The organism is Nocardioides alpinus, assembly GCF_900112035.1.
In the GTDB taxonomy this organism is placed as follows: Bacteria; Actinomycetota; Actinomycetes; order Propionibacteriales; family Nocardioidaceae; genus Nocardioides; species Nocardioides alpinus.
In genome coordinates this window covers 159,179-171,311 of sequence record NZ_FOKC01000002.1, presented here as the reverse complement: position 1 = coordinate 171,311, position 12,133 = coordinate 159,179, and the positions used below count along the sequence as shown (strand labels likewise).

Annotated in this window: 13 protein-coding genes; 6 read left to right on the top strand and 7 right to left on the bottom strand. The window is 71.2% G+C overall.

What is annotated here, in order from left to right:
• The first annotated feature begins 140 nt into the window (after window positions 1–140).
• Window positions 141–572 carry a PTS mannitol transporter subunit IIA gene (locus BM127_RS06140; protein WP_198554207.1) on the top strand — a complete coding sequence of 144 codons (432 nt, stop codon included), beginning with the start codon at window positions 141–143 and terminating at the stop codon, window positions 570–572.
• 101 nt (window positions 573–673) lie between these two features.
• On the opposite strand, the gene BM127_RS06135 is transcribed toward BM127_RS06140, so the two are convergent.
• Window positions 674–2,818, bottom strand: coding sequence for a molybdopterin-dependent oxidoreductase (locus BM127_RS06135; protein ID WP_175507333.1), 2,145 nt, complete (start codon window positions 2,816–2,818; stop codon window positions 674–676).
• A gap of 142 nt (window positions 2,819–2,960) precedes the next feature.
• Between BM127_RS06135 and BM127_RS06130 the strand changes: the two genes are divergently transcribed.
• From BM127_RS06130 to BM127_RS06115, 4 genes are all read left to right on the top strand, one after another.
• Entirely contained in the window at window positions 2,961–3,227 is a 267-nt protein-coding gene (locus BM127_RS06130; protein WP_091195989.1) for a DUF6458 family protein, read from the top strand.
• A 182-nt stretch (window positions 3,228–3,409) separates the two neighbouring features.
• Window positions 3,410–3,685 carry a 30S ribosomal protein S15 gene (gene rpsO, locus BM127_RS06125; protein WP_091195987.1) on the top strand — a complete coding sequence of 92 codons (276 nt, stop codon included), beginning with the start codon at window positions 3,410–3,412 and terminating at the stop codon, window positions 3,683–3,685.
• Window positions 3,686–3,971: 286 nt separating this feature from the next.
• The gene (locus BM127_RS06120) at window positions 3,972–6,206 is read left to right on the top strand and encodes a polyribonucleotide nucleotidyltransferase (RefSeq protein WP_091195984.1); all 2,235 of its coding nucleotides are present in this window, start codon (window positions 3,972–3,974) and stop codon (window positions 6,204–6,206) included.
• A gap of 95 nt (window positions 6,207–6,301) precedes the next feature.
• On the top strand, window positions 6,302–7,621 hold the full coding sequence (locus BM127_RS06115; RefSeq protein WP_231263286.1) for a M16 family metallopeptidase: 1,320 nt from the start codon (window positions 6,302–6,304) through the stop codon (window positions 7,619–7,621).
• Window positions 7,622–7,948: 327 nt separating this feature from the next.
• Here the strand turns inward: BM127_RS06115 and BM127_RS06110 are convergent, their stop codons facing one another.
• Window positions 7,949–8,464: a methyltransferase domain-containing protein gene (locus tag BM127_RS06110; protein WP_091195977.1), complete on the bottom strand. Its 516-nt coding sequence runs from the start codon at window positions 8,462–8,464 to the stop codon at window positions 7,949–7,951.
• A gap of 114 nt (window positions 8,465–8,578) precedes the next feature.
• Between BM127_RS06110 and dapB the strand changes: the two genes are divergently transcribed.
• A complete protein-coding gene (gene dapB, locus BM127_RS06105) occupies window positions 8,579–9,334 on the top strand; it encodes a 4-hydroxy-tetrahydrodipicolinate reductase (RefSeq protein WP_091196858.1) in 756 nt (251 codons plus the stop codon).
• Window positions 9,335–9,506: 172 nt separating this feature from the next.
• On the opposite strand, the gene BM127_RS06100 is transcribed toward dapB, so the two are convergent.
• The 5 genes from BM127_RS06100 to BM127_RS06080 all read right to left on the bottom strand — a co-directional run bounded on the left by BM127_RS06100 (window position 9,507) and on the right by BM127_RS06080 (window position 12,077).
• Entirely contained in the window at window positions 9,507–9,803 is a 297-nt protein-coding gene (locus BM127_RS06100) for an AzlD domain-containing protein (RefSeq protein WP_091195976.1), read from the bottom strand.
• Complete coding sequence (locus BM127_RS06095) at window positions 9,803–10,534, bottom strand: AzlC family ABC transporter permease (RefSeq protein WP_091195973.1); 732 nt, start codon at window positions 10,532–10,534, stop codon at window positions 9,803–9,805. The genes BM127_RS06100 and BM127_RS06095 overlap by 1 nt, the downstream gene beginning before the upstream one ends.
• Window positions 10,535–10,583: 49 nt before the next feature.
• The gene (locus BM127_RS06090; RefSeq protein WP_091195971.1) at window positions 10,584–10,811 is read right to left on the bottom strand and encodes a hypothetical protein; all 228 of its coding nucleotides are present in this window, start codon (window positions 10,809–10,811) and stop codon (window positions 10,584–10,586) included.
• 119 nt (window positions 10,812–10,930) lie between these two features.
• Entirely contained in the window at window positions 10,931–11,488 is a 558-nt protein-coding gene (locus BM127_RS06085) for a GNAT family N-acetyltransferase (protein WP_091195969.1), read from the bottom strand.
• A gap of 10 nt (window positions 11,489–11,498) precedes the next feature.
• Window positions 11,499–12,077, bottom strand: a complete 579-nt coding sequence (locus tag BM127_RS06080) for a DUF3043 domain-containing protein (protein ID WP_091195966.1) — start codon at window positions 12,075–12,077, stop codon at window positions 11,499–11,501.
• Window positions 12,078–12,133: the final 56 nt, after the last annotated feature.

The following is a 12,133-nucleotide window of genomic DNA, read 5'->3' as shown; positions in this document are numbered from 1 at the left end:
GCCCGGCCCTCCACGGCACGGAGGGCCGGGCCTGCTCGTCAGGGACCTCGCGCGGTCATCGCGCTGTGGTCTGATGGCGGGACGCGACACCGGCCGGCGAGGCGTCGGCCGCACCGAACACTCGAGGAATGAGGCGCCAGATGAGCGACGTACTGAGTCGGGAAGCGATCGTGCTCGGCGGGCAGGCCCGTGACCGGGACGCGGCCATCACCGAGGCCGGGCAGCTGCTCGTGGCCTCCGGTGCGGTGGACGAGGCCTACGTCGCGGCGATGCACGAGCGCGAGACCTCGGTCTCGACGTTCATGGGCAACGGCCTGGCCATCCCGCACGGCACCAACGAGGCCAAGGCGCTGATCCGCCAGACGGCCATCTCCTTCATCCGCTACGACGAGCCCATCGACTGGAAGGGCAGCCCGGCGACGTACGTCGTGGGGATCGCCGGCGCAGGCGACGACCACCTGACGGTGCTCCAGGCGCTGGCCGGGGCCTTCACCGACGACGACAGCCTCGCCGCCCTCAAGGCGGCCCAGACGCCCGACGACATCCTCGCCGTCCTCGACGGCAAGGTCTGACCCCGAGGACCGACGGGGTGGGGGTCCACCCCCGTCCCGTCACCCACGGAGCCCCCGCCGGAATCGGCGGGGGCTCCGTGGCGTGCGGGCGAAGGAGGAGCTCAGCAGGCGGTGACGGCGACGGGTACGCCGTTGAGCGCGGCGTTGCCCGACACGTCGAGCAGCTCGGGGTCGGTGAGGTCGTTGACCGAGACGCCCGCCACCTCGCGGCTGCGGGTCATCAGGACGCCGTCGCGCGCGTGGCCGTAGCCGTGGGGGAGCGAGACCACGCCCGGCATCAGGTCCTCGGACGCGGCGACCTCCACCTCGACCGACCCGATGCGCGAGGTCACCCGGACGCGGGCGCCGTCGACGATCTCCCGGTCGGCGAGGTCGGCAGGGTTCATCAGCAGCTGGTGGCGCGGGCGGCCCTTGGTCAGTCGGGCTGAGTTGTGCATCCACGAGTTGCAGTCCTGCTGGTGGCGTCGCCCGATCAGCAGCAGCTCGTCGCCGACCGGCGTCGGCATCGCCGCGAGGCGCGCCACGTCCTGCACCACGAGCGCGGGGGCGAGGTCCAGGCGCCGGCCCTTCGACGGCAGCCGACCCGGGAGCTGGCCCCCGCGGAGCGGACCGAGGTCGATGCCGGCGGGTCGGGCGCGCAGCTTCTTCAGCGTCACCCCGCTGGTCCCGCGCCGCAGCAGCTGGCCGATCAGGAACGTGGGGCTGGCGGTGAGCCGGGCGCGCTGGATCACCCGCTTCTTCAACGGGGCCCTGCGGCTGAGCCGGGCGGTGGTGCGGAGGGTGATCTCGCGGAAGATCTGCCAGTCGTGGCGCTGGTCGTCCTCCTTCTCGAAGACGCCCGGGGTGAACCGGGCCGTGTTGCGCACGGCCAGCAGGTGGAAGACCAGGTCGTAGTGGTCGCGCTCGAGCGCCGTGGTCGGCGGCAGGATCACGTCGGCGTGCCGGGTGGTCTCGTTGACGTAGATGTCGACCGCTGCCATGAAGTCGAGACCGGGCAGAACCCCGTCGAGGCGCGACCCGTCAGGCGTCGACAGGACCGGGTTGCCGGCCACGGTCAGCAGCGCGCGGACCTGGCCGTCGCCGGGGGTCTCGATCTCCTCCCGCAGCGCCGAGACGGGGAGCTCGCCGGCCGTCTCGGGCAGTCCGCGCACCCGCGAGCGCCAGGCGTCGTGGTGGCCGCGACCGATCAGCCCGGTGCCCACCGCGTCGATCGCCGGCGTCGTGAACATCGCGCCACCGACGCGGTCGAGGTTGCCGCTGAGGATGTTGAGGCAGTTGACCGCCCACTGGCACACCGTGCCCCACGGTCCGGCGGAGACACCGATCCGGCTGTAGACCACGCCCGCACCAGCGGCCGCCAGCTCGTGGGCGAGGCGGCGGATCTCGCCCGCCGGCAGCCCGCTCATCGCCTCGGCCCGCTCGGGGGTGAAGTCGGCGACCAGGTCGACCACCGTCGCGAGCCCGTCGACGTACGCCGCCACGGTGGGCGCGTCGTCTGCCTCGACGGTCAGGACGTGCAGCATCGCCATCAGCACCCAGGCGTCCGTGCCCGGGCGCACGAAGTGGTGCTCGTCGGCGATCCGCGCCGTCTCGGTGCGGCGCGGGTCGAGCACGACCATCCGACCACCGCGGGCCTTCAGGTCGCGCGCCCGCTGCGGGAAGTCGGGGACGGTCATCAGCGACCCGTTGGAGGCCATCGGGTTGGCGCCGATCACCAGGAACCACGACGTGCGGTCGATGTCGGGGATCGGCAGGAAGAGCTGGTGGCCGAACATCAGGTGCGCCACCAGCTGGTGGGGGAGCTGGTCGACGGAGGTGGCGGAGTAGCGGTTCTTCGTCCGGAACGACTTGAACATCGCCGTGCCGTGGGTCATCGAGCCGAGGCTGTGCGCGTTGGGGTTGCCGAGGTAGACCCCCAGGGCGTCGTCGCCGTGCTCCTCGATCACGCGGGCGAGGCGGGTCGCCACCAGGTCGAAGGCCTCGTCCCAGCCGATCTCCAGCCACTGCGCGTCCGGTCCCTCACCGACCCGTCTGACGGGTCGCCGCAACCGGTCGGGGTCGGCGTACACGTCTGCGATGGCGACGCCCTTGGGGCAGATGTGCCCGCGCGAAAGCGGGTCGGCGCGGTTGCCGCGCACCGAGAGGACGTCGCGTCCCTCGATGGTGAGCTCGAGGCCGCAGATCGCCTCGCACAGGTTGCAGACGCCGATGCGCTTCTCGCCCTGCGGCGAGCTCTGGGTGGACACCTGCCGATCCAACCACGTCGGTCCTCTGGTGGTGCAGGGCGAACCGGGCCACCCCGAGAGGGGTTTCGCATCCGGTCACCGGTCGTGCACACTCTGCGCGTTCCGGCCACTGCCGGGCATCCCCAACAGAATGGAGCTCGTCATGGGTTTCGGAGGGCCGATCGGCCTCATCGTGCTCGGACTGATCCTCGCGCTCGCCTTCAACGAGCAGCAGGTCGGTCCGCTGGAGGTCATCACGCTGGGCTGGATCCTCGTCGTCGCCGGCGTGCTCTGGCTGGTGCTGACTCTGGTGCAGCAGAACACCAAGCGTCGCCACACGACCACCGCCACCACCACTGACGCGCAGGGTCGCCAGGCCAGCACGCAGCGCACCAGCGAGTCCGACCCGCCGGCCCCGCCGGCTGTCTGACCTCATCGGAGGCTGACACAGCTCCTCGACCGCGCGGCGCGGATTGGTCTCACCGTCCAGCGCCTCGATATGCTTCTGCGGTTGCCCTCAGGGGTGACGTGCCGTGACTACGGCCGCGGATCCAGAGTGCCCCGGTGAACAGGCCCGGGCGCGCCGCGCAACGAGAACCCGAAGGAGCCCCCATGTCGATTGGTACCGACGCGGAGACCAAGAAGAAGATCATCGCCGAGTATGCCCAGACCGAGGGCGACACCGGTTCCCCCGAGGTGCAGATCGCGCTGCTCAGCCACCGCATCTCGCACCTCACCGAGCACCTCAAGACGCACAAGCACGACCACCACAGCCGTCGTGGCCTGCTGCTGCTCGTCGGCCAGCGCCGGCGGCTGCTCAACTACCTGAACAAGACCGAGATCGAGCGTTACCGATCGATCGTCGAGCGCCTCGGCCTTCGTCGCTGATCACTGGAGCGGCCTCCCACACACGGGAGGCCGCTCCGCTCAGTTTTCGGCTCGCAGGAACCTGCGCTCGTCGCGCTAGTGTCTGAGCCGAAGCACTGCACAACTGAAAAACCAAACCACAGGAGCGACCCGCACGTCTGGCTCGGTCCTCGGTAGTGGCCTTCAGACATCCCCCACGCGGGAGCTGCGGGCCTCGATCGAAGACCGGCCCCGCGGGGCTTCGACGCCCCACCTCAGAGTGGACGCCGCGGATCGCTCCGCGAAGAGAAAGCAGGATCCTGCTTCCATGAGTGAACCCATCATCTCCGCCGTCGAGACCGTTCTCGACAACGGCAAGTTCGGCAAGCGCACCATCAAGTTCGAGACCGGCCTGCTGGCCCGTCAGGCTGCCGGTTCCGTCACGGCCTACCTCGACGACGAGACCATGCTGCTCTCGGCGACGACCGCGGGCAAGACGCCCAAGGACCACTTCGACTTCTTCCCCCTGACGATCGACGTCGAGGAGCGGATGTACGCCGTGGGCCAGATCCCCGGCTCGTTCTTCCGCTCCGAGGGTCGCCCGGGCGAGGACGCGATCCTCACCTGCCGCCTCATCGACCGCCCGCTGCGCCCGACCTTCAAGAAGGGCCTGCGCAACGAGGTCCAGGTCGTCATCACCGTCATGGCGCTCGACCCCGACCAGCCCTACGACGTGCTGGCCATCAACGCCGCGTCGCTGTCCACGCAGCTCTCCGGCCTGCCGTTCTCCGGCCCCGTCGGTGGCGTCCGCGTGGCGCTCATCGAGGGCCAGTGGGTCGCGTTCCCGAGCCACTCGCAGCTCGAGTCGGCCGTGTTCGACATGGTCGTCGCCGGTCGCGTTACCGAGTCCGGTGACGTCGCCATCATGATGGTCGAGGCCGAGGCCCCCGAGGACACCATCGCCCTCGTCCAGAACGGCGCCCAGGCGCCCACCGAGGAGGTCGTGGCCAGCGGCCTCGACGCCGCGAAGCCCTTCATCAAGCAGCTCGTCGAGGCCCAGGCCCAGCTCGCTGCCGAGTCGGCCAAGCCCGTCCAGGACTTCCCGGTCTTCCTCGACTACGAGGACGACGTCTACGCCGCCGTCGAGTCGGCCGCCAAGGACGACACCGCTGCTGCGCTGACGATCGCCGACAAGCAGGAGCGCGAGACCAAGGTCGACGAGATCAAGGTCGGCCTGCTCGAGAAGCTCTCCGGCCAGTTCGAGGGTCGCGAGAAGGAGATCGGTGCGGCGTTCCGCTCGCTCAACAAGTCCGTGATGCGCCAGCGCGTGCTGCGCGACAAGATCCGCATGGACGGTCGCGGCCTCGCCGACATCCGCCCGCTGCACGCTGAGGTCAACGTGATCCCGCGCGTCCACGGCTCGGCGCTCTTCGAGCGTGGCGAGACCCAGATCCTGGGCGTCACCACCCTCAACATGCTCAAGCTGGAGCAGCAGCTCGACACGCTGTCGCCGGAGAAGCACCGCCGCTACATGCACAAGTACGTCTTCCCGCCGTTCTCCACCGGCGAGACCGGTCGCGTGGGCTCGCCCAAGCGCCGCGAGGTCGGCCACGGCGCCCTGGCGCGTCGCGCCCTCCTGCCCGTGCTGCCGTCGCGTGAGGAGTTCCCCTACGCGATCCGCCAGCTCTCCGAGGCCATGGGCTCGAACGGCTCCACCTCGATGGGCTCCGTCTGCGCCTCGACCCTGTCGCTGCTGCAGGCCGGTGTGCCGCTCAAGGCCTCCGTTGCCGGCATCGCGATGGGCCTCATCTCCGACGAGGTCGACGGTGAGACGCAGTACGTCGCGCTGACCGACATCCTCGGTGCCGAGGACGCGTTCGGCGACATGGACTTCAAGGTCGCCGGAACCCGTGAGTTCGTCACCGCGCTGCAGCTCGACACCAAGCTCGACGGCATCCCCGCCGAGGTGCTCGCCGCCGCGCTGACCCAGGCCCGCGACGCGCGCCTGGCGATCCTCGACGTCATGGCCGAGGCCATCGACGCCCCCGAGGAGATGTCGATCCACGCCCCGCGCATCATCACGGTCCGCGTGCCCGTCGACAAGATCGGCGAGGTGATCGGGCCCAAGGGCAAGGTCATCAACCAGATCCAGGACGACACGGGCGCGACGCTGTCCATCGAGGACGACGGCACGGTCTACATCGGCGCGACCAACGGTGAGGCTGCCGAGGCCGCCAAGGCCGCGGTCAACGCGATCGCCAACCCGACGATGCCCGAGGTCGGCGAGCGCTACCTCGGCACCGTGGTGAAGACCACCAACTTCGGTGCCTTCGTCTCGCTCATGCCCGGCAAGGACGGCCTGCTGCACATCAGCAAGCTCCGCGCCCTGGCCGGCGGCAAGCGCGTCGAGGCCGTCGAGGACGTCCTGTCGGTGGGCCAGAAGGTCCAGGTCTCGATCGCCGAGATCGACGACCGCGGCAAGCTGTCCCTGGTCCCCGTCGTCGACGAGGCCGAGGGCGACTCCGAGGAGTCGGCCGAGGTCGAGGCCGTCGACGCCGAGTGACCTGAACGAAAACGTTCCACCTGCGACCGGCCGGCAGCCATGCCGGCCGGTCGCGGCATTTCCCCCAGCAGGACCTGGACACGCAAAGGACCCCCGTGCAGAAGAACGGCACCACCCGCACCCTCCAGACCGTCAAGGACGCCGACGGGACGGTGACCTCACGCGTACGTCGTACGGTCCTGCCCAGCGGCCTGCGGATCGTCACCGAGGACATGGCCGGTGCCCGCTCGGCCAGCATCGGCGTGTGGGTCAACGTCGGCTCGCGCGACGAGACGCCGGCCCTGCACGGCTGCTCGCACTTCCTCGAGCACCTCCTCTTCAAGGGGACGCCCGAGCGCTCCGCGATGGAGATCTCGGTCGCCCTCGACGCGGTCGGCGGCGAGTTCAACGCCTTCACGTCCAAGGAGTACACGGTCTTCCACGCGCGCGTCCTCGACGAGGACCTCGGCACCGCGGTCGACGTGCTCGGCGACATGGTCACCGCCTCCACCATCACCCCGTTCGACGTCGAGGCCGAGCGCGACGTGATCCTCGACGAGATCGCGATGCACGACGACGACCCGGACGACGTCGTCCACAACCTCTTCGCGCACCAGGCCTGGGGCGACAGCCCGCTCGGCCGGCCGATCGCCGGCACGGAGGCCTCGATCACCGCGATGACGCGTGCGCAGATCCACCGCTTCTACCGCCGCCACTACCGTCCCGACAACATGGTCGTCGCGGTGGCCGGCAACGTCGACCACGCGAGCGTCGTACGCCAGGTGACGAAGGCGTTCGGTCGCAACGACTTCCTCACCGGCGACGCCACGCCGACCACCCCCGTCCAGACCGAGAAGGCCCGCAAGGTGCAGCCCGGCGAGGCGAGGACGGTCCGCCCGCTGGAGCAGGTCAACCTGGTGCTGGGCGTGAAGGGCCTGACCCGCACCGACCCCCGCCGCTACGCCCTCGGCGTGCTCAACACCGCGCTCGGCGGCGGCACGTCCTCACGGATGTTCCAGGAGGTGCGCGAGCACCGCGGCCTGGCCTACTCCGTCTACTCCTTCGCCTCCCACCACGCCGACGCCGGCATCGTCGGGGTCTCGGTGGGCTGCCTGCCCGGCAAGTACGACGCCGTGCTGGAGACCGTGCGCGGCGAGCTCGCCAAGGTCGCGGCCGAGGGGCTCACCGAGGAGGAGGTCGAGCGCGGCAAGGGCCAGCTCAAGGGTGGCCTGGTGCTCGGCCTCGAGGACTCCGGCTCGCGCATGTCGCGCATCGGCAAGGCCGAGCTGGTCTACGACGAGCTGCTGACCATCGACGAGGTGGTCGGCCGGATCGAGGCCGTGACCCTCGAGGACGTCTCGGCGCTGGCACGCGAGCTGTTCACCCAGCCCGAGATGCTGGCGGTCGTGGGTCCTGCTGCCGCCGCCGCTGGTTGAGAAGTGTGCGCTGGCGCCGGTGGTTGAGCAGTGACCGCTGGCGCCGCCGCCGGGTTGAGCAGTGACCGCTGGCGCCGCCGCCGCCGGTTGAGCAGTGACCGCTGGCGCCGCCGCCGCCGGTTGAGCAGTGACCGCTGGCGCCGCCGCCGCCGGTTGAGCAGCGAGCGCAGCGAGCGTGTCGAAACCAAGGTGCGTGGGCTGAGGCTGCTCCTCGGCTGACCGGGTTTCGACACGCTCGGTCACGCCTTCGTTCCTCAGGCGTGCTCGCTGCTCAACCACCGATGCTTGGCGACCGTCGAGCGGCCTCGCAGGCTCGGCCGACGACGCTCACCTGCGCGCGATCAGCCCTATGACGGGGGGAGCCTTCTGCTCCACCACGCTCACGCGGAAGCCTCCGAGCTGGAGGTTCTCCGACGCCTTCTTGACGATGTTGGGGACCAGCTCCGGACGGGCGGCCTCGTAGAAGAGGTAGACGGCGCCGCCGGGCACCACCCGCTCGTGGAGCAGGGCGATCTCGTCCTCGCAGGCGCGGACCCAGAACAGGTTGACGTTGAAGGCGAAGACCTTGTTGAGCCGCTTCACCGGCACCCGCAGCGTGGCGAGGTCGATCTGGCGTACGACGAGGCGTCCCGCGTCGACGTAGCGCTGGTTGCGACGCTTGGTGCGGTCCACACCGGACTCGGAACGGTCGATCGCGAAGAGCTTCCCGGTCTCGAGGCGGGCACAGATCGCCTCGGCTCCGGCGCCGGCACCGCAGCCGATCTCGAGGACCTGGTCGCCCGGCTGGACGTCCATCAGGTCGACGGCCCACTTGATGCGCGGCGGGATGGTCGAGTTGGGCATGGCCCACAGCCTGCCAGACCCGCGTTCGTCAGTCAGCCACCGCCACCCGCCACGAGATCGCAACGCTAGATTCAGCCCGTGAGCACACCAGCAGCAGAGTCGCAGTCCACCACGATCCGCCCGGTCATCAAGGTCGGCGTGCTGGGCGCGCGCGGGAAGGTCGGCACCGAGGTCTGCAGGGCCGTCGAGACGGCCCAGGACACCGAGCTGGTCGCCACGGTCGACGCCGACGACGACATCGAGGAGCTGGTGCGCGCAGGCGCGCAGGTGGTCGTCGACTTCACCCACCCCGGGGTCGTGATGGACAACCTGCGCTTCTGCATCGAGCACGGCATCCACGCGGTCGTCGGCACGACCGGCTTCGACCAGGCGCGGCTCGACCAGCTCGAGGAGTGGCTCGCGGACGCGCCCGGTGCGGGCGTCCTCATCGCCCCCAACTTCTCGATCGGCGCGATCCTGATGATGCGCTTCGCCGCCCAGGCTGCGCCGTTCTTCGACTCCGTCGAGGTCGTCGAGCTGCACCACCCCGACAAGGCCGACGCACCCTCCGGCACCGCACGGCGTACGGCGGAGCTGATCGCCGCCGCCCGCCGGGAGGCCGGCAGTGACCCGATGCCCGACGCGACCTCGACCGGCATCGACGGTGCCCGCGGGGCCGACGTCGACGGCGTCCGGGTCCACGCCCTGCGCGTCCGCGGCCTGGTCGCCCACCAGGAGGTCCTCCTCGGGACCGCGGGGGAGACCCTCACGATCCGCCACGACTCGCTCGACCGCGTGTCGTTCACGCCGGGCGTCCTGGTCGGCGTCCGCGCCATCGCGGACCACCCCGGCCTGACGGTCGGGCTCGACTCCTTCCTCGACCTGGAGTGACCCCTTCGGCCTCCCGCTGAGGGTGGCGGCAGATGGCAGGTTGAAAGGCGCCGCGGACGCGATCTGCCGCCACCTTCGCGCGCGGGCGCCCGAGGGTGGCGGCAGATGGCAGGTTGAGGGGCGCCGCGGACGCGATCTGCCGCCACCCCCGCGGGCGCCCGCCGTGCAGCCCTCAGACGAGACGCGCGAGGGCAGCCACGACTGACGCCCCCACCACCACGACCAGGAACGGCATCCGCAGCAGCAGGGCGACCACCGCGAAGCCGAGGCCGAGCGCCCGGGCGTCGACCGTGAGGGCCTGGCCGTCGGCGAAGACCTGCACGGTGACGAGCGCGGCGAGCAGCGCGACGGGGATCAGGTCCGCCACCCGTTCGACGGTCGGGTGGCTGAGCACCCGCTCGGGCAGGGACAGGCCGGTGAGCTTGAGCAGGTAGCACCCGACCCCGGCGACGATGATCGCGGCCCACATCAGCGGTGTCCTCCGGCCACGTCGTCGGGGCCCGGGATCTCGGTCGGGTCCTGGCGCCGCGCCAGCACCCCGACCAGCAGGGCCACCCCGCCGGCGGCGAGGACAGGTACGCCGGGAGCGGCCACCGGCACGATCGACAGGGCGACCGCTGCGGCGAGGACGGCGACGAGGATGTTGCGCCGGTCCTGGAGCCGCGGCCAGAGCAGCGCGAGGAAGGCGGCGCCGACGGCCGCATCGAGTCCGTAGGTCCGCGGGTCGCCGACGGCTTCACCGGCGACCGCACCGATCGCGGTGGCGAGGTTCCACAGCACGAACACGGACAGTCCCGTGGTGAGGAAGCCCAGCCGGGCGCCCTCGGTCGTGCCGCGGTTGACGGCCATCGCCGTCGACTCGTCGATGAGCACGTGCGCAGCGCCCACCCGGCGCCAGCCGCGCCACTGCAGCAGCGGCGCCATCCGCAGGCCGTAGAGCGTGTTGCGCGTGCCGAGCAGCAGTGCGGTCGCGGCCCCCGACATCGGGGCCCCACCCGCTGCGACGACGCCGGCGAGCGCGAACTGGCTCGCGCCGGTGAACATCAGCAGCGACAGCACGCAGGTCTGCGCGACGCTCAGGCCGGACGAGACCGCGACGGCGCCGAACCCGATGCCGTACGCCCCGGTGGCCACCCCGACGGCCAGGCCGTCGCGGATGATCCCCGAGCGCTCGGCGGCGCTGAGGGAGGGCTCGGTCACGCGTCGAGGCTATCCGGGGCGCGCCGCGGGGACGGGGCCGGTGGCGCGGCTAGTGCGCGCGGCGGCGTGAGCGGGCCGGCCGGGTGCGCTGCTGGTGGAAGTCGTGCACCAGGACGAAGGCGGCGGCCACACCCGCGCCGGTGCCGGCCAGCAGGCCGGCGCGGAGGTTGAGCGGGATCTCGGGCATGGCGCCGAACCAGAAGCCGATGCCCGTGCAGACGACGAGTGCGGCCAGGACCAGGACGAACCGGTGAAGGGTGGGAAGCGGACCGAGCATGTCGAACCCCCGTGCTGGATCCGGCGGAGTGCCGGACCTCCATAGTGACGCTCGCCACACGAAAAGCAAGCAGCCTCAGGGGTGAAGTTCGCGCAGGTCGGGCAGCCGGTGTGCCGGGGTCAGCCGATCGCGGTGTGGAGCCGCACCTGCTTGACCGTGGTGGCGCCGGTCCCGTCGAGGTCGAGCTCGCGGTGGGCCGTGTCGGGGGCCCATCCGGCCTCGGTGAGGAAGGTCAGGAGGGCGTCGTCGCCGACGTTGACCCACGTGACCGCGCGGGTGAAACGGTCCGCGGCGAGCGTGTCCACGGCTGCCTGGAGCAGCCGGGAGCCGTGCCCCTTGGCGCGCTCGGGCGGGTCGAGCGTGACCTCGGCGAGCTCCCCGTCGGCGACGGGGTCGCAGTCCGGGTCGACCGCGGGGGAGGTCAGCGCGAAGCCGACCACCCGGTTGCGCTCCAGCGCGACGAGGACCCGGTGCCGGGCGTCGGCGGGCTTGGCGAGCGCCTGGCGCCACTGGGCGCCGACCGCCTCGACGTCGGTCGGGAGCACGTCGGCCGGGAGCACGCCGGCGTAGAGCTCGGGCCACGCGCGCACCTGGACCGCGGCGATCGCAGGGGCGTCGTCGCCCCACGCGATGCGGACCGAGACGTCGGCCGTCGGCCCGCCATGACTGTGGGTCATCGGCGGGGCCTCATCGATAGGTCTCGGGCAGCTTCTGGCCGATCTTGACCTGCGCCTTGGGCAGCCGCAGGAACTTCATCTGCAGGGACCGCATCACCGCGTACAGGGTGGCGCCCTTGGTCGCAGTGGGCTCGTCGGGGAAGCGCGAGGCGAGCTCGCGACGCAGCCGGAAGCGCAGCATGATGATGTCGAAGATGATCACCATGATCGTGCTGAAGAGGATCGTGTTGCCGAGCTGGGCCAGGCCGGTGTAGCTCAGGACCATCGAGGCGATCAGCAGCGGCACCATCAGCTCGATGAAGGAGAAGCGGGCGTCGACGTAGTCGCGCAGGAAGCGGCGTACGGGCCCCCGGTCGCGTGCCGGGAGGAAGCGCTCGTCGCCGGTCTTCATCGCCTCGCGCATCTTCTGCGAGGTGTCGCCGCGGGCCGCGCGCTGGGCGGCGGCCTGCTCCTTGCGGCTCCGGGGCACCTTGGCGCGCGCCCGGGCGGCGGCCTCGGCCTCCTTGCGGGTCGGCGTGGGGCGACCCTTGCCACCCACCTTGTCGGTGGTGGCCGGGGTCTCCGGCTGGGAGCTGGTACGACGGAACACGCGCGCTGCCTTCAGATGGTTCGGATGCTGGGAGCAGCCTATCGCCGCGGCGGGTG